Source organism: Agrobacterium sp. 22117 (assembly GCF_052045735.1).
In the GTDB taxonomy this organism is placed as follows: Bacteria; Pseudomonadota; Alphaproteobacteria; order Rhizobiales; family Rhizobiaceae; genus Agrobacterium; species Agrobacterium cavarae.
Map to the genome: position 1 here is coordinate 140,171 of NZ_JBQEPP010000002.1, position 22,520 is coordinate 162,690.

At 59.5% G+C, this 22,520-nt stretch carries 30 protein-coding genes; 24 read left to right on the forward strand and 6 right to left on the reverse strand.

The window, feature by feature from the left end; all coding sequences use genetic code 11:
* The first annotated feature begins 149 nt into the window (after positions 1-149).
* Positions 150-1,895 carry an ABC transporter ATP-binding protein/permease gene (locus tag ACTJKV_RS04980; protein WP_440598510.1) on the forward strand — a complete coding sequence of 582 codons (1,746 nt, stop codon included), beginning with the start codon at positions 150-152 and terminating at the stop codon, positions 1,893-1,895.
* On the opposite strand, the gene ACTJKV_RS04985 is transcribed toward ACTJKV_RS04980, so the two are convergent.
* Positions 1,873-2,079: a hypothetical protein gene (locus ACTJKV_RS04985; protein WP_274103027.1), complete on the reverse strand. Its 207-nt coding sequence runs from the start codon at positions 2,077-2,079 to the stop codon at positions 1,873-1,875. The two genes, ACTJKV_RS04980 and ACTJKV_RS04985, sit on opposite strands and share 23 nt — an antisense overlap.
* 280 nt (positions 2,080-2,359) lie before the next feature.
* Between ACTJKV_RS04985 and ACTJKV_RS04990 the strand changes: the two genes are divergently transcribed.
* On the forward strand, positions 2,360-2,743 hold the full coding sequence (locus tag ACTJKV_RS04990; RefSeq protein WP_062427977.1) for an acyl-CoA thioesterase: 384 nt from the start codon (positions 2,360-2,362) through the stop codon (positions 2,741-2,743).
* A 314-nt stretch (positions 2,744-3,057) separates the two neighbouring features.
* On the opposite strand, the gene ACTJKV_RS04995 is transcribed toward ACTJKV_RS04990, so the two are convergent.
* From ACTJKV_RS04995 to ACTJKV_RS05010, 4 genes are all read right to left on the reverse strand, one after another.
* Positions 3,058-3,726 carry an outer membrane protein gene (locus tag ACTJKV_RS04995; protein ID WP_062439540.1) on the reverse strand — a complete coding sequence of 223 codons (669 nt, stop codon included), beginning with the start codon at positions 3,724-3,726 and terminating at the stop codon, positions 3,058-3,060.
* Positions 3,727-3,752: 26 nt separating this feature from the next.
* Positions 3,753-3,965: a hypothetical protein gene (locus tag ACTJKV_RS05000; RefSeq protein WP_274103028.1), complete on the reverse strand. Its 213-nt coding sequence runs from the start codon at positions 3,963-3,965 to the stop codon at positions 3,753-3,755.
* Positions 3,966-3,977: 12 nt separating this feature from the next.
* Complete coding sequence (locus ACTJKV_RS05005; protein ID WP_274103029.1) at positions 3,978-4,346, reverse strand: hypothetical protein; 369 nt, start codon at positions 4,344-4,346, stop codon at positions 3,978-3,980.
* 227 nt (positions 4,347-4,573) lie between these two features.
* A complete protein-coding gene (locus ACTJKV_RS05010) occupies positions 4,574-5,173 on the reverse strand; it encodes an XRE family transcriptional regulator (protein ID WP_062427854.1) in 600 nt (199 codons plus the stop codon).
* A gap of 419 nt (positions 5,174-5,592) precedes the next feature.
* On the opposite strand from ACTJKV_RS05010, the gene ACTJKV_RS05015 reads away from it, so the two are divergent.
* From ACTJKV_RS05015 to ACTJKV_RS05055, 9 genes are all read left to right on the forward strand, one after another.
* Complete coding sequence (locus ACTJKV_RS05015; protein ID WP_112358602.1) at positions 5,593-5,772, forward strand: hypothetical protein; 180 nt, start codon at positions 5,593-5,595, stop codon at positions 5,770-5,772.
* Positions 5,765-5,995: a hypothetical protein gene (locus ACTJKV_RS05020; protein ID WP_274103030.1), complete on the forward strand. Its 231-nt coding sequence runs from the start codon at positions 5,765-5,767 to the stop codon at positions 5,993-5,995. Before ACTJKV_RS05015 ends, ACTJKV_RS05020 begins: the two co-directional genes overlap by 8 nt.
* Positions 5,992-6,126 (forward strand): hypothetical protein, encoded by a 135-nt coding sequence (locus ACTJKV_RS05025; protein WP_274103031.1) that lies wholly within the window; start codon positions 5,992-5,994, stop codon positions 6,124-6,126. Before ACTJKV_RS05020 ends, ACTJKV_RS05025 begins: the two co-directional genes overlap by 4 nt.
* A gap of 357 nt (positions 6,127-6,483) precedes the next feature.
* Positions 6,484-6,690: a hypothetical protein gene (locus tag ACTJKV_RS05030; RefSeq protein WP_113227624.1), complete on the forward strand. Its 207-nt coding sequence runs from the start codon at positions 6,484-6,486 to the stop codon at positions 6,688-6,690.
* Complete coding sequence (locus tag ACTJKV_RS05035; protein WP_274103032.1) at positions 6,683-7,174, forward strand: DUF1376 domain-containing protein; 492 nt, start codon at positions 6,683-6,685, stop codon at positions 7,172-7,174. Before ACTJKV_RS05030 ends, ACTJKV_RS05035 begins: the two co-directional genes overlap by 8 nt.
* Positions 7,167-7,805 (forward strand): hypothetical protein, encoded by a 639-nt coding sequence (locus ACTJKV_RS05040; RefSeq protein WP_274103033.1) that lies wholly within the window; start codon positions 7,167-7,169, stop codon positions 7,803-7,805. The genes ACTJKV_RS05035 and ACTJKV_RS05040 overlap by 8 nt, the downstream gene beginning before the upstream one ends.
* Positions 7,802-8,146, forward strand: coding sequence for a hypothetical protein (locus ACTJKV_RS05045; protein WP_274103034.1), 345 nt, complete (start codon positions 7,802-7,804; stop codon positions 8,144-8,146). Before ACTJKV_RS05040 ends, ACTJKV_RS05045 begins: the two co-directional genes overlap by 4 nt.
* Positions 8,143-8,304, forward strand: a complete 162-nt coding sequence (locus ACTJKV_RS05050) for a hypothetical protein (RefSeq protein WP_162723148.1) — start codon at positions 8,143-8,145, stop codon at positions 8,302-8,304. Before ACTJKV_RS05045 ends, ACTJKV_RS05050 begins: the two co-directional genes overlap by 4 nt.
* A 21-nt stretch (positions 8,305-8,325) precedes the next feature.
* Positions 8,326-8,886, forward strand: a complete 561-nt coding sequence (locus ACTJKV_RS05055; RefSeq protein WP_274103035.1) for a hypothetical protein — start codon at positions 8,326-8,328, stop codon at positions 8,884-8,886.
* Between the two features lie 204 nt (positions 8,887-9,090).
* Here ACTJKV_RS05055 and ACTJKV_RS05060 read toward each other — a convergent pair whose 3' ends face one another.
* Positions 9,091-9,537: a hypothetical protein gene (locus tag ACTJKV_RS05060; protein ID WP_112358596.1), complete on the reverse strand. Its 447-nt coding sequence runs from the start codon at positions 9,535-9,537 to the stop codon at positions 9,091-9,093.
* 136 nt (positions 9,538-9,673) lie between these two features.
* On the opposite strand from ACTJKV_RS05060, the gene ACTJKV_RS05065 reads away from it, so the two are divergent.
* The 13 genes from ACTJKV_RS05065 to ACTJKV_RS05125 all read left to right on the forward strand — a co-directional run bounded on the left by ACTJKV_RS05065 (position 9,674) and on the right by ACTJKV_RS05125 (position 22,520).
* Positions 9,674-10,888, forward strand: a complete 1,215-nt coding sequence (locus ACTJKV_RS05065; protein ID WP_440598511.1) for a hypothetical protein — start codon at positions 9,674-9,676, stop codon at positions 10,886-10,888.
* Between the two features lie 119 nt (positions 10,889-11,007).
* Positions 11,008-11,553 carry a terminase small subunit gene (locus ACTJKV_RS05070; RefSeq protein ID WP_274103037.1) on the forward strand — a complete coding sequence of 182 codons (546 nt, stop codon included), beginning with the start codon at positions 11,008-11,010 and terminating at the stop codon, positions 11,551-11,553.
* A gap of 489 nt (positions 11,554-12,042) precedes the next feature.
* The gene (locus tag ACTJKV_RS05075; protein ID WP_274103038.1) at positions 12,043-13,554 is read left to right on the forward strand and encodes a terminase; all 1,512 of its coding nucleotides are present in this window, start codon (positions 12,043-12,045) and stop codon (positions 13,552-13,554) included.
* A 331-nt stretch (positions 13,555-13,885) separates the two neighbouring features.
* Entirely contained in the window at positions 13,886-14,101 is a 216-nt protein-coding gene (locus tag ACTJKV_RS05080; protein WP_062439573.1) for a hypothetical protein, read from the forward strand.
* Between the two features lies 1 nt (position 14,102).
* Entirely contained in the window at positions 14,103-15,818 is a 1,716-nt protein-coding gene (locus ACTJKV_RS05085) for a portal protein (RefSeq protein WP_440598512.1), read from the forward strand.
* Positions 15,815-16,111 carry a hypothetical protein gene (locus ACTJKV_RS05090; RefSeq protein ID WP_062439578.1) on the forward strand — a complete coding sequence of 99 codons (297 nt, stop codon included), beginning with the start codon at positions 15,815-15,817 and terminating at the stop codon, positions 16,109-16,111. The genes ACTJKV_RS05085 and ACTJKV_RS05090 overlap by 4 nt, the downstream gene beginning before the upstream one ends.
* Positions 16,089-16,799: a hypothetical protein gene (locus ACTJKV_RS05095; RefSeq protein WP_274103040.1), complete on the forward strand. Its 711-nt coding sequence runs from the start codon at positions 16,089-16,091 to the stop codon at positions 16,797-16,799. Before ACTJKV_RS05090 ends, ACTJKV_RS05095 begins: the two co-directional genes overlap by 23 nt.
* 3 nt (positions 16,800-16,802) lie before the next feature.
* Positions 16,803-17,798 (forward strand): major capsid protein, encoded by a 996-nt coding sequence (locus ACTJKV_RS05100; RefSeq protein ID WP_440598513.1) that lies wholly within the window; start codon positions 16,803-16,805, stop codon positions 17,796-17,798.
* A gap of 26 nt (positions 17,799-17,824) precedes the next feature.
* A complete protein-coding gene (locus ACTJKV_RS05105; RefSeq protein WP_440598514.1) occupies positions 17,825-18,268 on the forward strand; it encodes a Bbp16 family capsid cement protein in 444 nt (147 codons plus the stop codon).
* Complete coding sequence (locus ACTJKV_RS05110) at positions 18,261-18,710, forward strand: hypothetical protein (RefSeq protein WP_274103042.1); 450 nt, start codon at positions 18,261-18,263, stop codon at positions 18,708-18,710. The genes ACTJKV_RS05105 and ACTJKV_RS05110 overlap by 8 nt, the downstream gene beginning before the upstream one ends.
* Before the next feature lie 153 nt (positions 18,711-18,863).
* Positions 18,864-19,445 carry a hypothetical protein gene (locus tag ACTJKV_RS05115; protein ID WP_274103043.1) on the forward strand — a complete coding sequence of 194 codons (582 nt, stop codon included), beginning with the start codon at positions 18,864-18,866 and terminating at the stop codon, positions 19,443-19,445.
* 4 nt (positions 19,446-19,449) lie between these two features.
* Positions 19,450-22,065 (forward strand): ubiquitin-activating E1 FCCH domain-containing protein, encoded by a 2,616-nt coding sequence (locus tag ACTJKV_RS05120; RefSeq protein WP_274103045.1) that lies wholly within the window; start codon positions 19,450-19,452, stop codon positions 22,063-22,065.
* Positions 22,062-22,520 (forward strand): hypothetical protein, encoded by a 459-nt coding sequence (locus ACTJKV_RS05125; protein ID WP_274103046.1) that lies wholly within the window; start codon positions 22,062-22,064, stop codon positions 22,518-22,520. Before ACTJKV_RS05120 ends, ACTJKV_RS05125 begins: the two co-directional genes overlap by 4 nt.

The following is a 22,520-nucleotide window of genomic DNA, read 5'->3' on the forward strand; positions in this document are numbered from 1 at the left end:
GGGTGTTCTTGAGGTCGTGTAGACAAGTACCAGCTTAGTGATATTGCTGTCATCGCTAGGGCACAGACTTGGTCTTTGTCAGTCAGCGCGATTCTGTGATTTGAGAAAGTGGTAATGAATTGAAAACGCAAGGAAATTCTCCTGAGGAGATGGCTGCCTACGCGCGATTCGATCTCAATTTCAGAGCGCAGATGCGGATGATGGGCAGTGCCTTCTGGACATCTCCGGTGCGATCCCGGCTGATCCTTCTGGCCTGCGGTCTGCTGACCATCATTCTCGTGACCGCCTATGGGCAGGTGAGGCTGAACGAATGGAACGCGCCCTTCTACAATTCGCTGGAGCGGCGCGACCTCAACGCCTTCATTCACCAGCTGGAAGTCTTCACCATCATTGCCGGGTGCCTGCTGCTTCTCAACGTCTTCCAGACATGGCTGAACCAGATGACCGCGCTGAACATGCGCGAGGGGCTGGCGAAAGACATGGTGGAGCAGTGGCTGAAGCCCGGCCGCGCCGCCAAGCTTGCAAGCTTCGGCACCATTTCCATCAACCCCGACCAGCGCCTGCATGAAGATGTGCGCAACCTTGCCGAAAGCAGCACCGCACTTGCCATTGGCCTCGTCAACGCCACCATTATTCTCGTCAGCTTCATTGGCGTGCTCTGGGGCCTTTCTGCGGGCTTTGCCATCGAGATCGGCGGCAAGATGGTGGCGATCCCGGGCTATATGGTCTGGGCGGCACTTCTTTATGCGGGATCGGCCTCGCTGCTTTCCAACATTGTCGGGTACCGGCTGGTGCCGCTGAATGCCGAGCGCTATTCCAAAGAGGCGGAGCTGCGCTTCTCTTTGATGCGGGCGAGCGAAAATCTGACGGCCATCACGCTCTCGCGCGGCGAGAAGAACGAGCGTCACCGCATTCGCCAGGATATCGATGCGGTGCTGGTCGTCATTCGCGGGCTCGCCATGGGGCTGACGCATCTGACATGGGTGTCTGCCGGTTATGGCTGGCTTGCCATCGTCGCGCCGATCCTGATTGCCGCGCCCGTCTACTTCTCCGGCAACCTGACGTTTGGCGGGCTGATGATGGCGGTGGGCGCCTTCAACCAGGTGAATGTGGCGCTGCGCTGGTACATCGACAATTTCGGCCCGATCGCCAGCTGGAAGGCGACGCTGCAACGCGTGTCGATCTTCCGCAATGCGCTGATCCAGATGGACAGCGTCGAGAGGCACGAAAACGCCATCGACCTCGAACGTTCCGCGACCGATGTCGTGCGGTTTTTATCCGTCGAAATCAGTCCTGAAGCGGGAGGCAAGGAGATGGTGCGCAGCTTCAGGCTGCGCGAAGCTCCTGTCGAGATCGCCATTGGCGACCGTGTGGTGATCGACGGAGACCAGGGCGTGAACCGACGGCTGTTCTTTGCGGCGATTGCCGGGCTCTGGCCCTGGGGGCGCGGCAAGATCACCATGCCGCCGCGCGACGAGACGCTGTTCATTGCTCAGCACGGCTACATGCCGGCGGCGCCATTGCGCGAAATTCTCTCCTATCCGCGTGCGCCGCAGAAGTTCACGGAAGAAGAATTTCTGGCCGCCATGGAAGCCTGCGGCCTTGGCCACATCATTCCGCGGATGAACGACAATATTCGCTGGGACCAGAAGTTCGATTCCGACGAGCAGGCCTGTATTCGGGTGGCCAACGCGCTTCTGTTAAAGCCGCGCTGGCTGTTCATCGACGATCTGCTGGAAGGTCTGGAGAAGCACACGATCGACCGGCTGGTGGAGGTGCTGAGCGGAATGAAGGACACCGCCGTGGTCTATATCGGCCGCTCGGATGCGGTGATGCAGGTCCTGTCACCACGTGTTCTGCATCTCGATCTGGTTACGACCGCGCAAGCTGGATAGAGTGCGTGTCTTCCATGACCACTGGCGAGCGGATTTCGAGCCGCTCTCCTTTTGTCGTCTGTGTTTCGAAACGAAGCATAAAGGGCGCCGTCACCGCAATCGAGACGATGGCCAGCAGAGCGACCACGATCAGGCGGTCGTAATGCCTCTGTTTGATGTCATTCCCACTCCAGTCATATGCCATTTTCGAGCCTCGCCCTGCATCTGGAAGTATATGAAATTAACCTAATAAATTAAGAGACTGAGCCGTTATAGTTAACGAAGCATTACCGAAGCTTGGTAATTTGTTGTATTGTGGTTTTTTGACTGTGTTTGATGCGACTTGTTGTTGATTCAAGAATCAGCTTTCTCATTTCAAGCGACATGCTGGAAATGAAGACCAGCCAAGACGAAATCGCTCTTTTCCAATCAATGGTGAATAGGCTATCGCGACACCGGGAGGTGCGCGATCAAGAGGTATGCTGATGGACAACCAACCACCCTCCGATATGGAACTGACCCTTCGCACGCTGGCCATGCCGGCTGACGCCAATCCCGCTGGTGATATTTTTGGCGGCTGGGTGATGTCGCAGATGGACCTTGCCGCCTTCGTGCGCGCCAATGACGTGGCGGGCGGCCGCACGGTCACCGTTGCCGTCAACGAGATCGTCTTCAAGAAGCCGGTGAAGATCGGCGACACGCTGTGCGTCTACACCCGCATCGAGAAGGTGGGGCGCACTTCGATCACGCTGAAGATCGAAGCCTGGACGCGCCACTATTCGCAACATTCCCGCGACAAGGTGACGGAGGCCGTGTTCATCATGGTGGCGGTGGACGATGCGGGCAACCCGCGGCCGGTGAAGGGGTGAGGGGTTTGGTGGTGCGGGTGGGCTGATTGGCTTGATGAGCGGCACTCACCTCTCTTCCGTCATTCTCGGCCTTGAGCCGAGAATCCACGTCTTTCAGAGTTCGTTGCGCGTGGTGGCCTGCGCTGATTGCCTGTTAAGCCCTTGAGGTTGTGGATCCTCGGGTCAAGCCCGAGGAAGACGGCAGTGGGTGGGGCAGAGACGGCGCACTTCAGCCCGGCCCATGGATGAGCCACATCCGTCTCGCGTCTCGTGGTATGCTGCGGTTCTACTGGAGCACCCGCTACCCGGCCCACGTCACCGGATAACCGATTGGTTTAGAACTTTACGCCGAGGCCGAGGCGGACACCGTGCTGGTCGATATCGGAGTTGAGCAGCGGGCCGGCATCGTAGTCGAAATTCTGATCGCCGAAATTGGTGTAGCGATATTCGACGCGGCCGAAGATCATGTCGGTGAAGGCGTAATCGACGCCGGCGCCGACGGTGAAGCCGTAGAAGTTTTCTTTCTGGGTACCGGCACCTGGCACCGTCAGATAGCCACGGCCGATGGCCCAGCCGGCCGTGCCGTAGACCAAGGCGCGATCAACCGCGTAGCCGACCTTGGCGCGGACCGAGCCCTGCCAATCGAAGCCGTATTCGTAGAAATCCGGTGCGAGAACCGTGAGCTTGCCGCCGCCCAGGTTGCCTTCGAAATCGCCTTCGACGCCTGCGACCCAGTTGTTGGAGAACTGATAATTATAGCCGGCAAAACCGCCGATCAGGCCGTCGTCGAAATTGGCATTCACCGTGCCGACCGGGGCGATGCCCAGAATATCGTTCTTGTTCCAGCCATATCCAACCTGAATACCCGCGTTAAAGCCGCTCCAGGAGAAGGAAGAGTTGTCGATCGCGACCGGTGCTGCGGGAACGTCCGAGACGGCGTCCGCGGCAATTGCGGACGTTGCGGCAAGAATAAAAGCGGCGGCGGCAAAGACAGTGGTTTTCATCGGAAGCACTCTAAGGTTCAATGGCGCTATCGATAGCCTATTGGCGGCAAAATGCTGTAACTCCGCAGCAACAACAGAAACATCTTGCGGCCTGCAGCTTGGAGCGCGGTGGCGTGCCACTCGGCTCTTTTCAGGGCTACAGCACCGGCGCGAAAATCGGGCTCGATTTTCGCAAAGACACGATGCGTCGATTTAAAAAGGGAAAGCGTCCCGGCGATACCGGGCGTCTGGCCCTTCATGGCCCATGGACTTCACGCTCGCGACTGGATGCCCTGCTGGGTATGGTTTAGCGTGTTGTAGAGACCAGTGCCGTGTCGCAGCCGGCGTTGCTCGGCCATCTCGTCGCGCGCGTCCTTTTCCTTTCGGTCTTCCTCGCGCTCAGCAAAAGGGCGGATATCGAAATCATCAGCGATGGACATGCCCTTTTTGGCGGTGACGTCGTAGAGATCGACGCTGATCACCGTGCAGTTTTGCGAGGTGGTCTCATCGATCAGGGCCTGGATCTCCTCCGCCTTATAGAGGCGCACCGGCATTTCCAGAAGAACCGTATCGCCATCGCGCCAGCGGGTGGCAATCAGTAGCATTTCGTCTTTTCCGATGATGTAGCCAGGCGTGGTCATAGAAGATGATCCTCATCGTCGCTGTCTTCTCAAATGCCGGGTTACTCCGCGTGAAGCGGCGTTCATCTGTTCGGGCACAGATCCGTTTCTACTATTATACTAGTAATTATGTCAACAAGAAAACTAGTAACAAGGGGAACAAAGAGAGAATCAGTTTTTCGATGGCTGACTGGTCAAATAGATTGTTGCTGTGATGATGGGAGGCGAGGTGACGCTTGCCAGCAGGCTTACATGTTGATGATCGAGCGGCGGACGCGGCCGACGATGATGGGGTCGTTGTCGGGGAAGATCGGTTCGTGCTGCGGATTGGTGGAGACGGGCTCGAAGCGCATGGGGCCGGAGCGGTAGCGCTTATAGGTGGCGTTGCCTTCCACGTCCGAGATGACGTAGCAGCCATTGGGAACGAGGTTGCGATCGTTGCGATCGACGAAGATGATGGAGTCGGGCGGAGAAATCCTGTCCATGGAATCACCGCTGACTTTCAAGGCAATCCAGTCTCCCGAGGCCGGTAAATCCGCCACGCGGATGAGGCCAAGGGCTTCGTCGGCGATGTCATCACGGATCATGGCGCCGGCGCTGACCCAGGCGAGATAGGGCACGATCAGGGTGGGAACGCCTTCGGCATCCGGCGTGTAGGATGGGTCGAGTTCATGGACGCTGACGCCGAGCGCTTGGGCAAGGGCGGGAAGTTCGGTGGTCTTTTCAGTCAAGCCGGTCTCGAGTTGCGAGATGAGCTGCTGGCTCACACCCGACAGTTCCGCAACTTTCGCCTGCGAAAGATTTTTGATCTTCCTGATCGATTTCAGATTTTCGCCAATAATTCCCATGGCTTAGTTTCTACCAGAACACTTGTGGAAACGCACACAAGGAAACTAGTTGACGGATGTCCCGATTTTTACTAGTTTCCTTGTATGAACAGATTTCGTCATCACATCGCACCGGGCGCTGAGGCCGATGGCTTCCGGGTCGGACCCGGCTCGGCAGGGAGCGGCTTCAGGCCGTTCGTTTGCCGGTCAAGGGTGGCGGCCCGAGAGGTCTGCGCCAGAGGGGCGGTCGCGGTTGAGACGGTGCCTGTCTTGCGAATGGCGAGGGGTGGGTTTGTCCCTCGTCTGGACCTGCGCCCCGATGTCTTTGGTGAGCGGCAGGCAGCGAAGCGGAGGACCGATGCGTCCTTCGCCGCGCTGGCCGCTCCCGGCATCGGGGCGGGGCGAAGGCGGGCTTTGACCTTTATGGAGGATCGGCGCGCATGAGTTCTGTCCGTATCGAAGCATCCGCGCAGGCGCGCCGCGCTGCGTTTCAGACACGCTATATCGGCTGCCGCGAATGCCGGCGCCCGCTTTCTATCGAACACCAGATCGAGCGGTTCTGCGACAGGTGCGGAACGGTGACGCCGGTCGAAATCCGGGAAGGAAAGAATGATGACTGATGTTCTGGACAGACCCGGCTTCGGCGTGGCGCGCTGGAAGGCGGTTGCCGAATATCGAAGCCAGGCCGGTATCGTCGATGTCGAACACGCGATCGAGGAACTGGACGAGCTGCACGACCTGATCGAGCGCGGGCCGGATTGGAATACGCTGGTCAAGATCACCGTGACCTTTGCCCGCCCGGTTTGCGGGTTGCTGACCATCGAGGAGGCCGCGCGGCTATGACCCAATGCAACAGCAACATGCAGGCCGTGGCGACGAATGATGATGAGGATGCAAGCTTCGATTTCGAGGCTTTCGAGGCCGAGCTTCTTTGCGAGGTCAACCGCATCAATGGCGAGCGACTGGCGGCCTGATGGCTGCAGTGTTTGCCCCATGACTGAGTTCGAGATCTCGGCGGGTCTGCCGCTGGATCGAAGGTTTTGATCGCGTCTCCTCCCTGGCGATCAAAAACGGGCTGACGGCTTGTCCTCCCGGGCCGTCAGCCCAACCCTCCAATCCTTGAAGCCTTTGCCGTCTCGAGAAGACGGTTCGAGGCGCTTGTCGGGAAGATCCTGCGCGGGGACGCCGGCCTTTTGGCCCGAAAACTCTCAGCCGTACCCTGAAGGTGCGGCCGATATCACCATTGCCAATACCACGCGCCCTAAGTCTGCGCCTGCGGTTCAGACGACAGGCGAACTTTGCCGCCTGATGGCGAGGAAGCGGGAACACGCATGAGCAAGGCACTGACACTTTTTCGCTCCGGCTATGACACGGCCGAGATCGCCTACATTCTGGGGCGCACGGAAGCGGATGTTTACAACGAGCTTGCACGGCTTCGCGAAGAAAGCCGGGCGGCGAATGTGGCGGTGATCAAGTATCACCCGGCCAAGGATGCTTGGGGCACGCCGCCGATGCGCGCGGAGAATGCCAATGGCTAACCTGCCTTTCATGCCGTTCTGGACCGATGCCTATCTGGCCGACACGGTGCATCTGACCACCGAGCAGCATGGCGCCTATCTGCTGCTGCTCTTCCAGGCGTGGCGCTCCCCCGATTGTTCGCTGGCCGACGATGATGAACTTCTGGCGCTGCAGGCCAAGGTTTCTCCGGCCAGATGGCGGGCGATGAAGCCGGTGGTGATGGCATTCTGGAAGCTCGACAAGCGGCGGAAGAAATGGGTGCAGAAGCGGCTGCGGATCGAGCGCGAAAAGGCCATGGAGCGCAAGGCGAAAGCCAGAGATAGCGCCGTAACCCGCTGGAAAGGCGAGAAAAACAGCGATGCGAAGGCATTGCGGTCGCACAGCGAAGGCTCTGCTTCCAGAGTCACACCCATAGAAGAAAAATCTGGCGATTTTTCCAGACGCGCTCGCGCGCCGAAAAAATCATCCCGCGATTTGTTGATGGAGGCGTTTCAGGATGTTTGACCTCATTGCCAAGGATCAGTTCGACCGGCTGCCGGAGCGGTATCGTGAGCGTGCGCGGCAGATTGCCCTACGGGTGCAGGAGATCGACCGGCTGCTTGCGCCCGCCGCGCCGGAGACCATTCGCGATACGGCGCTTCGGCTGATCGGCCAGTTTCGTCCGCAGCCGGGCGTGGATGTGGCGGCGTTTGGCCGCGAGTTTCGCGGTGTCTGCGCCGATCTGCCGGAATGGGCGGTGTGCGAGGCGGCCAATGATTTCATTGCCGGGCGCGTTGCCAACCACACCGGCCAGTTCGTGCCGACCTGTGCGGAGTTCGGCAAGCAGGCCAGAGCCATCATCGCGCCTTTTCACGCCGAACGCTGTGCGCTGCGCATCGAAGCCTCGCGACTGTTCGACCGTGCGGCGGATGAGAAGCGGCGGGCAATGATTGCCATCGAGCGGGCTGATCCCGCGGTGAAAGCGCGGGTGAGGGCGATTGTGGCGGAGGCGCGCGCAGGGGCGCCGGTGAGCGTCGGGTTCCTGCATGGGTCTCTCGACCCGCAGGTGCAGGCGACACTGGATGCGATGAAGAAGACGCCGCAGCACCCATCGAAAATTTCAAAGACACGTATCGGCAAGGACGACAGACGATGAGCCTCTATCCTCAGACACAGCTGAATCTCACCCTGATCCAGACCAACCGCGTGGACGGCTTCATGCGGCTTGTCAGCCCGCTGGAATACCGCGCGCGTGACAGCATGGCGGATGCGGCGCGTCACCTTCTTCAGAAATATCCCGAGGCTACGCTGCATCTGGTGCGCAGCGATGTGCGGGCGCGCTGGCTGGTCAGGATCCGGATGGAGATGGTGGTGCATTTTCGCGATGCGCTGGGCAAGACCTACCCGCAGATCGCCCGCTTCATGCGCCGCGACCACACCTCCATTCTGCATCTCTACCGAAAGGCGAAGGCACAAGATTTGGAGGGCGGGGCGTGACCGGCACAATTCCAGAGGCAATCCACCAGGCAAAGGCGGCGGCATCGGAACGCAAGAAGCGGGAAACGGCGATCCACCGCATTCTCGACCAGTATCAGCAAGGCCGCGGTGCATCGGCCTGCATGGACGACATCAAGCGCATCCTGGCGCGCGATTAACAACGGAAAAGGACAAGCATCATGACCAGCAAGGCCGAAAAACTGAAGCAGAAGCGCGGACGGCGCAAGGTGATCAATGTGGCGCGCGAGCCGAATGGGCGCATCTCAAGATCCGGCCGCGCCCACGCGCCGGCAGACAGCGTGGCGCTGAAGGCGCGAGCAAGCCGCATAGGCGTGACGGTCGAAGAAGCGCGTGATCCGCGGGCCGCAACCTATATCGGCACGCTGAACATGCTCGGCAAACGCGATGGCCTAAGCGACGACCAGTATGAGGGCGCGGTGCGGTTTCTGGAACTGCGCCAATCCTATATGATGGCGATCAAGGCGCCGGATGGCGAGCGCGACAAAAGCGAGCGCAGCACGCCTTCCCAGACGATCAGCGAGGATTACGAGAAATGGTGCAAGGCGGTGATTGCCCGCTATGACGGATGCCGCAAGACCATCCAGACCGCACAGAACGAGCTTCGCCAGAACCTTTGGGCAGCGCTGGATTTCTGCGTGATCAAGGGCGAGCGGCAGCACCATATGCTGGGGGACTTGCGCGTGGTGTGCAATGTGTTGGCGCGGTTTTTTGGGGTGTGACGGCGGGGGAGACTCGGCGTTCGCGGCGGGTACGCCGCCGCGATATTTGCAGACCTTATGCTCCTGGATTAGGCCTGAAACTTCATGGCGTAAGTGATAGAGGGATGGTCGGGTCAAGCCCGACCATAATGGCGGCGGAGTTTTGACCACGGCGAGGTCGTCCGTGGCCTTACTGGCTCACGCTGCCTTCGCGACTGGCTGCGATCATTCATCGCTGACCAAGGGCCACGACTCAATCGGAGCCTCCGCAGTTCGGACATCTTTATAGGTCGAGCTGATCTTGTTCAGCACCGCCTCATCATCCGAATCGATCTCATAGAAAGTGCTGTCGACGGCCCGGATGATCACCCACCGTTTGTCTGAACGGGTGGGTTCCAAGCCGACAAACTCTCCCCAGATAACTTGCAGGGTCTTCTCAGCTAAGGCGGCCAAATCAAAGCCCGAAAGCTGGACATCGTCCTGCGCCAAACGCTCAAGCTGTTCGCCCCCTTCACCGGTAGCCTCAAACCACTCGTGCCCCGATATGGACGACTTGACTGTCGAGACGACCCAGCGTCCTTCCAAAGAACGGGGTGCTAAGAGCCGCAGCAAGTCTCTGAGATCAAGGGCAAGAACGTGTTGGTTGAGGTCATAGACCCTGAGTGTCGTCATGGTATCCCCCCGCGCCCCAAGGTCGCATTAGTAGAAATACTCTGTCAACCGGGCCAAAGCGGCGCGGCGTGCGGGCGGCTCTTCGCGCGATTGAACAAGTCGCTTCGCTCTTCGGGCCTTTGATCAAGGACCGCCAATGGCGGGCAGGACAGGACGAAAATTGGCTTTTATATTTTTTTGCCCGGAGCGATTTTATCGTTTGACTTTTCTTCCCGAAACAGCGATAAGTGACATGTCTTCATATTCGAAGAATTGTATTTGGGAGCGGCCTTTGGGTCGCTTTTTGCGTTTTTGGCTTCAGGTTCATGGAAGCTTACTTGGGTTGCTCTGGAACCCTTCTCGCTCTGTCCGCACGCGGAGCTACCGCTTAAAGTACAGGGTTTTTTTAGCGAGTAAAAAAAGCTCGACTCTCGTATTGATTGATTCCATGTTTGCCCAGGGGGCAAGTATGCAGATCTCAATACCTTTCAAGATAGAATACAAAACCGAGCATTCGGTCCCGATACCTGAAATAGTCGATAGTCTTTTGTCGTTGCAGCTTCTCCTGGAGGAAGCTGCTCAAAATCTTGAGACATTTATCCCGGGCCTTTCAATTCAAAAGGTGGACGTTCGTGTCCAAGAAATTTCTCATGGTAGTCTTAGAGAATTGCTGCTCGTTGCTATCTTTGCGGCTTTTCAAGAAGAGCTTGAGAAAGGCGTCCCCGCTATAATTAATGAGTTCTTGGGGATTGAGGTGCCTGAAAGCACTCACACGCTCCTGACCGTTTTGGTCTTGGTGGCTGTCGTTTACGGGGTGGACTACATAAAAGAGTTGGTTTCACCGGAAAACGACGCTTCTCTTACCAAGCAATGGAAAGCCAGTCTTATAGCTGACGTTGCGGCGGAGACTGGGAAGTCTCCAGACGACGTCAAAAAAATTCTCGATAAGCGATACGGGAAAAAGGGTCGGGTGAAGCAACTGGCTGATGCGTCTGTCAAATTCTTTAAACCAAGCAAGGATCAAGGGAACGCTCCTATCTTGGTGGGCAATCGGCGGATTGAACCGCAGTTTGTCGAGGATACTGAAGCGAATTATGTGTATGAAGAAGCCAGCAAGGTGGAGAAGACAAAAAAGTACTACGGTGTGGTTTTGCAAATCCATCAGAAGGATTTAGATCGGGAAACCAGCGGGTGGGCAGCAATTCCCGTCGGTATCCATCCCAAACGGTTGCCTATGAAGTTAGTCGATGGCGTGACCCCAGATATGATATGGGACAACGACGAAATCACAGCTGATATTATCCTGAAATCCCGGAGGATCGGCCTGGGCTTCACACCATCAGAAATACATGTTGTCCGGCTGAAGTCTTAAGCGGACGCATCCTAGTATTCTCGTGGCTGAATACACAGCGATTTATTAGTCGCGATCCAAGATCCGCTACTCATGGCTCGACAGACGATGCGCCACTTCCGTGCACGGAATAACCTCCTATGAAAACACCACGGCCATTAAATCCAAGGCAACGCCTTTTCGTTGAGGAGTACCTGGTCGATCTGAACGCCGCCCACGCTGCAATCCGGGCGGGGTATAGCCGTTCGTTTTCCGACAAAGGAGCTTGGAAGCTGTTGCAGAATGCCGAGATCAGGGCTGCGATCGACAAGGCGAAGCTCGAGCGCTCGAAGCGCACGCAGATTCACGCGGACTGGTTGCTGTCGCGGCTGGCCGAAGAGGCGCTGGCTGATATTGCCGATCTTTATGATGAGAATGGCGGGCTGAAGCCGGTCGATCAGTGGCCGTTGATCTGGCGGCAGGGGCTGGTTGCGGCGGTTGAGGTCAAGGAATTGTTCGAAGGGCGCGGCGAGAGCCGTGAGGCGATCGGGCGGGTGTCGCAGGTGAAGCTCAGCGACCGGATCAAGCGGCTGGAGCTGATCGGCAAGCATATCGATGTGCAGGCGTTTCGAGAGAAAGTCGAGGTCGAGGTCAGCGGGTCGCTCGCCGAGCGGTTGGCGCGGGCCAAGGCGCGGGTTCTGGGCTGACGGGGTGTTGGCGGGGAGGATACTTCAAGCTGCTTCGTGTGTGACTTCGATACGTGATGCATCTGATTTTCTGGCGCCGTGACGCCAGGTCGGAACTGGGAACGACAGCCCTTTGGTCAAAGGCGGAAAACGGAGCCATCCTCGCCCTTGAGGCGAGGATCCATCTTTTCACGCGCTTAAGAGTGCGGCTCATGGATCCTCGGGTCGAGCCCGAGGATGACGGAGGAGGAGTGGTTTGACCTCATCGCAACGTCGTGCGGAAGTGATAAGTGACAGAGTGTCCGGCTGAATGACTGTGTATCCAGCTAAACCGCCGGGCGTCCTATTGGACGCACAAAGGACGCTTTGCCGTTTTTGAATCTATGCGATGCTGTAGCGGATTATTTGGGCCGTTTGATCTGAAAGATCGTGACTCGCTTCAATCGGGCGAGTGCGCGCCGATTACGACATTCAATTCCAGACAGTGCAGGCTTTGCCGGGAGATCGTTCATGGGCAATGCCAAGCAGGGGAGCAAGGGCCGTGTGGATACCGATCTCGATGCGGAGATTATCGAGGCGGCGGCTCGGTTTCAGTATGATCCGCAAGGCTGGGCGCGGTTTGCGTGGGATTGGGGTGAGGGCGAGCTTGACGGAATCGCGGGGCCGCGGGATTGGCAGGCGGATATCAATGATGAGATCCGTCAGCATCTGAACAGCGAGAACCGCTACCAGCCTTTGCAGATTGCGGTGGCGAGCGGCCACGGGATCGGCAAATCGGCGCAGATGGGGATGATGGCCAATTGGGCCATGTCCTGTTTTGCCGATTGCAAGATCGTCGTGACCGCCAATACCGAGACGCAGCTGCGCACCAAGACATCACCGGAAGTGGGCAAGTGGTTCCGCTCCTCGATCACCAGCCACTGGTTCGAGACGCAGGCCATGTCGATCAAGTCTCGCGATCGGGGACATGCGGATCTCTGGCGGCTGGATTTCGTCGCCTGGTCTGCCAACAATACCGAGGCTTTTGCCGGTCTGCACAACAAGGACCGCATCATTGTGCTGATGTTCGACGAGGCGTCGAAGATTACCGACAGTGTCTGGGAAGTGGCCGAAGGCGCGCTGACCGACGAAAACACCATCATCATCTGGATCGTGTTCGGCAATCCGACGCAGAATACCGGGCGGTTTCGCGAGTGTTTTCGTCGGCATCGCCGGCGCTGGATCAGGCGGCAGATCGACAGCCGCACGGTGCCCGGCACCAACAAGAAGAAACTTGCCGAATGGGTCAGCGACTACGGCGAGGACAGCGATTTCGTCAAAGTGCGAGTGCGCGGCATGTTTCCATCGACATCGGCAAAGCAGTTCATCTCCACCGAGGATGTGGACGCTGCCCAGAAGGTGCATCTGCGCAAGGAGCAATATGATTTTGCGCCGAAGATCATCGGCGTCGATCCGGCCTGGACCGGTGACGACGAGCTGGTGATCTATCTGCGCCAGGGGCTTTATGCCCGGCTTTTGATGACCATGCCGAAGAACGACAACGACATTCTGGTGGCGAACCATGTGGCGCGCTTCGAGGATGAGTTGCAGGCCGATGCGGTGTTCATCGATCTTGGCCATGGCACCGGCATCTATTCCGCCGGCGTGACGCTGGGGCGCACATGGCAGCTCGTGAGCTTTGCCGAAAAGAGCATCGATCGCGGCTGTCTCAACAAGCGTGCCGAAATGTGGAAGGGCATGCGCGACTGGCTGAAACAGGGCGGTGCGCTCGATGCGCGCGACGACATTCTCTACCACGACCTGATCGGGCCAGAGCTTGTGGCCCGCGTGGATGGCAAGCTGCAGATCGAGAGCAAGGAAGACATGAAGGCGCGGGGGCTTCCTTCTCCCAACCGTGCGGATGCGCTTGGACTGACCTTTGCCCGGCCTGTCGTGCCTAAGGGGCGAGGGGATGAGCGGTATAATCATAGCCGGGAGACCGGGTATGGTGATGGTGGGGATGGGTATAATCCGTTTGGGTGAGGGGTGTGCGCCATCTGATGCGCTGTGATGTCCGGCGGTAGGAATGATGGAGGCGACCCCTTTTACGTTCTGGATCTGCCGTTCACCCCCCTCTGCCCTGCCGGGCATCTCCCCCTCAAGGGTGGAGATCGGCAAAAGGCGCTCTTCGCGTGTCACATCTGACCGTAGTTTGGGCCAAGACGGTGCAACACTCCGATCTCCCCACTTGAGGGGGAGACGCCCGGCAGGGCAGAGGGGGGTTCTTCTACCCAACTCATTGTTTCCATGAAATTTAAGCCGAACGGCCCGAAGCGCGGGCTGGCTCTGTCTGTCTTCAATTCGAGGTTTTGCGATGTGTGTTTTCAAGTCTCCCAAGGTGGCGAAGCCGGAGGATCCGAAGTTGCCGATCGAGTATGCGGCGCAGCGCGAGCCGGATACCCAAACGGTGAATGGGGCCGGGCGCCGCACGCGGGATCGGTTGCGGGCGGCGACGTCGACGATGTTGACCGGGGTTCAGGGCGTGGGCGCGCTGGATACGAGCGGCAAGAAAAACCTATTGGGAGGCTGATATGGCCGATACGATCCGCGAACGGCATGAGCGGCGCCTGAAGGCGTTGCAGAAGGAGCGCAACCCCTATGAGGCGCAGTGGCAGGAGCTGAACGATTTCATCGTTCCCGGCCGCTACCGCAAGGGGGATGCCCGTGACCCGAAGGGGATCAACGGCAACAAGAAGATCATCGACAACTCGCCGAAGCTTGCCCACCGCGTGGCGCAATCGGGCATGCAGGCGGGGCTGACGTCTCCCACGCGGCCCTGGATGCGCTACAGCATTACCGACAAGGATCTGCGTGAGTTCGGGCCTGTCAAAGACTATCTTTATGAGGCGACACGCCGGGCGCGTGAGCGGCTGGCCGTCTCGAATATATATAATTGTCTTCATTCCGGTTATGGCGACGAGCTTCTGTTCGGGCAATTCTGCCTGATCCTGACGCGCGCCGGGCGGCGCCTGCACGGCATCTTGCCGCCGGTCGGGCAATATTGGCTGGCGCAGAGCCAGTATGGCATGCGGGTCGATACCTGTTATCGCCGCGTGTGGATGACGGTGGAGCAGATTGTCGGGCGCTGGGTGGCAAAGCCCAATTCCCGCGATATGGACTGGTCGAACGTGTCCTCCACCATCAAGAACCTGTGGTACCGGGGCAATTACGACGAGGTGGTGGAGGTGTTTAACGCCATCGAGCCGCGTTCCGCCCGCGATCCCGCACGCCCGACGAAGGCCAACAAGCCCTTCATGTCCAACTATTGGGAAGCAGGCCAGGACCGCGACAAGATGCTGGAAGTGAGCGGCTTCGACCGCAATCCGCTGATTGCGCCGCGTTGGGATGTGGTGGGCGAAGATGTCTATGCCGCCACATGCCCCGGCATGGATGCACTGCCGGATGTGAAGATGCTGCAGACCGAGCAGCGCTGGAAGGGCATGGGCATCGAGCATCAGGTGCGCCCACCACTGGTGGCGCCGACCTCGCTTCGCAACAAGCGCAATTCCTCGCTGCCCGGCACCGTGACTTTCGTCGACGAGCAGAGTGTTGGCACGGCCGCCTATCGCCGTGCCTTCGAGGTCAATGTGCCGCTGGGCGATCTCGCCGCCGATATCGATGAGGCCAAGCGTCGGGTGGACCGGGCCTTTTACGCCGATCTCTTCATGGCGATCAGCACGATGGAAGGGGTGCAGCCGCGCAACCAGTTCGAGCTGACGCAGCGCAAGGAAGAGCAGCTTCAGCAGCTGGGGCCGACGGTGGAGCGACAGCATCACGAACTGATCCAGCCCTTGGCGGACTGGGTGTTCTACCAGCTGGACGATGACGACGAGTTGCCGGAGGCGCCGCAGGATCTGCAGGGCGAGGAGCTGAATGTTGACAATATCTCGACGCTCTACCAGGCGCAGCTTGCGGTTTCGACCGGCTCTATCGAGCGCATGGTGAGTTTCGTCGGCAATCTTGCCGGTGCGCGACCTGACGCGGTGGACAAGCTCGATGTCGACCAGGCGATCGACGAATATGGCGATGCGATCGGTGTGGTGTCCACCATCGTGCGCTCCGACGACAAGGTGAAGGCGATCCGCGACGAGCGGATGCAACAGCAACAGGCGGCGCAGGCGACGGAAGCCGCCGCCAAGCTGGCGCCTGCACTGCGCGATGGTGCGCAAGCCGCACAGGCGCTTTCCGCCACCGACGATCATGGCGGGCCGGTGGAACTGCTGCGCAAGCTTGGAATTGCCGGATGACAGCCAAAACAATGCAGGAACAGGCGCTCGATCTCGCAACCGAGTTCGTGCTGGCGGAGCCGCGTGCGCGCGAATTTCTCTGGTGGGTGCTTTGCCAGTGCAACGTCTATGGCGCGCCGCATGTGGTGAATGGCGAGACCGGCATTCACATCGGCCGGCGCATCATCGGCGTCACCATCATCGACCAGCTGAACCAGATCAAACCCACCGCCTATGCCGAGATGATGATCGAGGCCCACAGACGCGCGGAAAAGCGCAAGAGGGAAGAGCATGCTGAGACAGTGGATGAATAGTGCCACCTTTGCGCCGGAAGGCCATACCGATTGGGGCGTGAGCCCGGATAGCGGCGGCAGCGACAATGCCAACGCCAATGACGATGCGCCGCTTCTGAACGGGGCGGCAGAGCCGCTTGTCGCCGGCCAGAATGGGGCCGGGCGAGAGGGTGGCGAAGGGGAGGGTGGGAACCTTTCTCCCGAGCCTGGCGATGCCGCCGATCTGGTGCCTGAAAATGGCGAATACGACATCAAGCTCGATTGCGGCATCGAACTCGACCGGGCGCTCTTGGACCGCGCCTCTCCGGTGATGAAGGAGCTTGGCCTGACGAATGGCCAGGCGAGCCGTCTGGCCGGCGTGATCGCCGAGCAGCGCAAGCTTGAATATGACGCGCTGAGCGAGCGCCACCAGAAGATTACCTCCGACTGGCAGCAGGAAATCCGCGCCGACCGGGACTTTGGCGGCGACAATCTTTCGACCAGCCTCAACAACGCAAACCGCGTGATCGCGACGTTCGGAGACGATGCTCTCCGCCGCGATCTCGTCGAAATCGGGATTGGCAACCATCCCGGACTTTTCCGGCTATTGGCCCGTGTCGGCAACGCTCTCAGTGATGACAAGCCCGCATCGTCGGAAACCGCAGCAGCCCCTCCGACCTCGCCCGAACAGGCGATGTATGGAGCGACAACATCAACGACACGAGGTTAACACATGGCCACTATCGGCAATATGTATCCCACCCTTTCCGACCTGAAGAAACAGGGCTGGGGCGACGACATTTCCACCATCATCGACATGCTGGTGCAGTTCAACGCGATGTATGAAGACGCGCCGATCTTCGAATGCAACATGGGCTCGTCGCATCTGACGACGGTGCGCACCGGCCTTCCCGTTCCCACCTGGCGCAAGCTCTACAAGGGCGTTTTGCCGACCAAGGGCACGACGGCGCAGGTGAAGGACGCGACCGGCATGCTGGAAGACTGGTCCGAAGTCGACGCCAAGCTGGTCGAAATCGCCAAGAACCCGGCGCGCTTTCGTCTCAATGAAGCCAAGGCCCATATTGCGGGCATGGCGAACATGCTGGGCTCCACCGTCTATTACGGCGATATCGACGTGAACCCGGAGCGTTTTACCGGCCTGCATGCCCGCTTCAATTCCAAATCCGCCGCCAATGGCCGCCAGATCGTTGACGCCGGTGGTACGGGCTCGGACAACACCTCCATCTGGTTCGTGACCTGGGGTGAGGATTCCGTTCACCTGCTTTATCCGGAAGGATCGAAGGCCGGCCTGCAGCGCGAGGACAAGGGCAAGACCACCAAGGAACTGCCCGACGGCTCTCTCTATGATGTGTACCGCGAGAAGTTCCAGCAGGATATCGGCCTTTCGGTGCGCGACTGGCGCGGTGTGGCGCGTATTGCCAATATCGATATTTCCGATCTGCGCGCCAACCCGACAGCCGGCGGTGCCGATCTCATCAACCTGATGATCGACGGTTATTACGCGTTGCAGAACCCGAACCAGCCGAACGGCAAGACGGTGATCTATGCCAGCAAGACGGTGCAGACCTTCCTGCACAAGCAGGCAATGAACCGCACCAATGTGAACCTGACGCTCGACCAGAGCCACGGCAAGCCGATCGTCTCCTTCCTTGGGCATCCGATCCGCCGCGACGACAATATTCTCGAAACAGAAGGGCAGATCGTCTGAGGACGGTCTGGAACAGGTGACACTCCATGATTTTTGACGCACAGAATCTCTTCTCGGATGCGCAGGCGATCACCGCCTCGACCGTATCCACCAATGTCATCGACTTCGGCGCATCGGGCAAACCCGTGGGTGCAGCTGCTGCGATCCGCAAGGATCTTGGCCGCGGCAAGAAGGTCGATCTTCGCCTGCAGATGGTGGAGACGGCGCTTGCCGCCGGTGCGGCGACGCTGACCGTCGATCTGCAGACCGACGACAATGAGGCATTCTCTTTGCCGCGTGTGGCCTGGACCTCCGGCGCGATCCCCAAGGCGGCCCTCGTGGCCGGCTATGTGTTTCCGCTGGAGTTCTTTCCGCGCGGTGCCGACGAGCGCTTTGCCCGTCTTGCCTATACGGTCGCCACCGGTCCGCTGACGGCGGGCAGGATCACCGCCGGTGTGGTGGCCGCCTCGGAGGACAATAATTATGACTAAGACCGTGATGGCGACCCGCGCCGGTGTCTACGGGCATTTTCGCGAAGAGGGCGAGGTTTTCGAGATTGCGACCGAGAACCATTTCTCCGCTTTCTGGATGACCGAGATTTCGCCGGAAGAAGCGCTGGCGCGTCAGGCGGCGGCGCGCAAACGGGCGGAAGCACAGCGCCACGGGACCGAGGCGTCCCGTGTCGACAATGTCGAGATCGAGGCTCTGCGCGCCGAGATTGCCGAAAAGAATGCCGAGATCGAGCGGCTGATGCGCAATGCGCCCGTTCCTTCTGCCGAGAAGACCGCGGCGGATGTGGTGAAGATGGCGAGCGATCCGGGCGTCGAGTTCATGACCTTCAAGGCGGCGGCGCGCAAGCTTCTGGGCGAGGCGACGCCTTCGACCAAGGCGGAGATTATCGCGGCACTTGAGGACAAGGTGAGCCAGGGGTGATGGTCGCGGTCAGTTGAAGGACTGGCCTGCCTCCGTAAGCCCTTGAAAGATGGGTCCTCGGGTCAAGCCCGAGGATGACCCAAAGTGAGTGCTGCATACCGCATCCTGAACCCGGCTCAATCCAGAGTCGGGTTTTCTATTTTGGAGAAGCGAATGTCATCCGTTACCAGCATCTGCAACATTGCGCTGTCCAATATCGGCAAGAAGACCATTTCCGACATAGACGAGCCATCGACCGAGGCGCGCACCTGCAAGCTTCACTATGCGCTGACGCGCGACCGGTTGCTGCAATCCTATGAATGGGAATTTGCCAAGACCATGGTCGATCTGGCGGAGGTTGCCAATCCGCGCCCTGAGCGCTGGCGCCATGCCTATGCGCGGCCGCAGAATTGTTTGAAGCCGCTGCGCATCGTGCCGGCCGTGCTTTTGCCAGGCGATGCAGACGATGTGGCCTATCATGCGACCGAAGGGCTGATCTTTTGCGATCAGTCTCCGGCGAAGCTGGAATTCGTGCGGCAGTTCGATGACCCGGCGCGCTATCCGCCGCTTTTCGAAGAGGCGTTGAGCTGGGCGCTGTCGGCCAAGATCGCCATTTCGCTGACCTCCGACCAGTCCACCCGCAAGGATGCCTACCAGATTGCGGCCTCGTCTTTCGAGGCGGCGAAGGAGGCGGATGCGGATGAAAATCGATCGAGCTGGACCGACAGTTCCACGCTGATGACGGCACGGGGTTGAGGCGATGGCGATTTTGCGCGTGATGCAGCCGGCTTTTACCTCCGGCGAGTTGAGCCCGGCGCTGTGGGCCCGGGTCGATGTGGATAAATATCGGTCCGGTCTCAAGGTGGCGAAGAACATTTTCATTCACCCGCATGGCGGTGCTTCCAACCGCAGCGGGCTGGAATTCATCGGCCGGACGCGGGGTTCGGGCTTTGCCATTCTGCTCCCCTTCATCTTCGATGCGGAGACGGACCAGACCTATAATCTGGAGTTCTCCCATCTGAAGATGCGCGTCTATCGCGCCGGGAGCCCGGTGCTGGAGGCGGCAAGGGCGATCACTGGTATCTCCATTGCCGCAAATGGCGTGGTGACGTCCGCAGCGCATGGCTTTGCGAATGGCGATGAGGTGTTCCTGTCCGGTGTGGCCGGCATGAGCGCGCTGAACAATCGCAATTTCATCATCCGCAATGTCACGGCCAATACGTATCAGCTGGAGGACCTGCTGGGTGTCGCTCTCTCCACCCTCGGCATGCCGGCCTATGCGGGTGGCGGCACGGCGCGGCGCGTCTACGAGATTGCCTCGCCCTATACGGCGGACGAGTTGCGGCGCGTGGTTTTTGCCCAGGAGAACGATGTGATGTATCTGACGCATCAGGCACATCCGCCGATGAAGCTTTCCAGGCTTGGCGACGCCAACTGGCTGTTTTCGCCGCTGACCTTCGTGCCGCAGATCGCCAAGCCGACGGGGGTGAAGGGGACCGTGTACTTCAAGCGCAAGACCGGCTCGGTTGCCAATATCGGCTACCGCGTGTCGGCAGTCAGTGCATCGGGCGCGGAAAGTGCGGCGTCTGCCGGCGTCACCGTCGGGGTTCAATATGAGAATGAGGACGGGCGCCGGGTGCGACTGACCTGGAATGCTTCGACGGGCGCTGCTCTTTATCGCATCTATCGTTCCGATGGCAGTACCGGCATTCTGGCCGAAACGCCGATTGCGGAAATCGAGATCGACCAGACGCAGTATCAGGGGGATGGAACGGCCATCCCCTCAGCCTCCGCAACCGGCGCGCCGCCGGTGCCGACGGGCGTGACGGGTGCGATCGTCTACGGCAAGGAGATGAAATATGTGGTGGCGGCCATCTCCGATGAGACGGGAGAAGAAAGCCTGCCCTCCGAGCCTGCGACGCTGCGCAATGACATGGTCTATCGCGGCAACCGCAATGCGCTGTTCTGGACAGCGACGCCTGGGGCAGGAAGCTATGTGGTCTATCGGCTGGACAATGGCCGCTATGGCTATGTGGGCAAGACGGAGACGACGAGCTTTACCGACGAGAACATCACGCCGGATCTGGCGAGCGGCCCGCAGGAGGGATACAATCCGTTTGACAGTGCCGGCAATTATCCCGCTTGCGTGAATTTCTACGAGCAGCGGCTGGCCATGGGCGGCACGGCGAATGTGCCGGCGGGGCTTTGGCTCGGGCAATCCGCCAATTATGAGAATTTCGGCGCGGCCTCGCCGGTGAAGGCAAGCGACGCCATCACCTTGCGCATCCGCTCCAAGGAGAAGAACCAGATCCGCGCGATCAGCGAGTCTCGCGGCATGGCGGTCTTCACCACCGCCAACGAGTTCAACGTGGCCGGTAGCGGTGAAGAGATCATGACACCGACCAATATGGTGGTGAAGAAGCAGAGCAACCGTGGCTCATCCTGGTTGCAGCCGATTGCGGTGGGCGACGTGATGCTGTTTGCACTGGCGCGGGGCGGGGTTATTCGCGACTATTCCTATGAATTTTCCAACGACAATTTCACTGGCCAGGATCTGACGATCATGTCGCGCCATCTGTTCGAAGGCCGGCAGGTTGTGTCCTGGGCCTTTGCGCAGTCGCCCTATTCGATCGTCTGGGTGGTGCTGGACAATGGCCAATGCGTGAGCCTGACCTATATGCGCGAGCATGAGGTGTGGGCCTGGACGCGGCATGAGACGGACGGTCAGTTCGAGGCGGTGAATGTGGTGGCCGAGGGCGACGAGGACGCGGTCTATTTCGTCATTCGCCGCACGGTGGATGGCAAGTCGCAGCGTTACATCGAGCGCATGCATTCTCGCCTCTTTGCGATGTCCGAAGATGCGTTCTTCGTCGATAGCGGGCTTTCCTATGAGGGCGCGCCGACGAAGACGATGCGCGGGCTTCACCACCTGGAGGGCAAGGTGCTGGTGGCGCTGGCGGATGGCAATGTGGTGCGGGATCTGGTGGTGACGAATGGCACGGTGACGCTGCCGATTGCCGCCTCAAAAGTGCATGTCGGCCTGCCTTACGAGGCGGAGCTGAGGACGCTCGATGTCGATCTTGGCAACGTGGGCGAGCTTGGCACGGTGCAGGCGAGGAACAAGGCGATCGCCAATATCACGCTCAGGGTGGAAAAGACCCGCGGCATCTGGGCCGGGCCTGCCGAGGATGCGCTGGTGGAGCTGAAGCAGCGTGAGTTCGAGAACTGGAGCGAGGCGATCCGCCTTGCGACTGGCGATGTGGAACTGACGCCGACGGCAGACTGGACGAAGGGTGGGACGATGATCATCAAGCAGTTCGATCCGCTGCCGATGACGGTTCTGGCCATCATGCCGGATCTCAGGGTGGCAGCGTGACGGTTCGGGTGATCGAGGCGAGCACCGACCATGTCGATGTGATTGCGCCGCGGATGCGTGAGGCCGACCGCGAGGAGGTGTTCGCCGCCGTGGGACGCGGACCGGCCTCTGCGCTTTTGCACTCGCTGGAGCGGTCCGACTTTGCCCATACCGTGTTGTTTGATGATGTGCCGGAGCTGATGTTCGGCTGCGGCACGACGAATATTCTGGCCCGGACCGGTGCGCCGTGGCTGCTGGGCACCGATGCGCTGGAGCGGCATGCGCGCGATTTTCTGCGTGGCTCTCTCCACTGGGTGGCCGAGATGCGGCAGCGCTACACGCTGCTGCAGAATGTCGTTGATGACCGGAATGCGGTTTCCAAACGGTGGCTGCAATGGCTGGGCTTTACGCTTTCCGATCCGCAGCCTTTTGGCTATGAGCAGCGCCCTTTTCGTATTTTTGAGATGAAGGCTTGA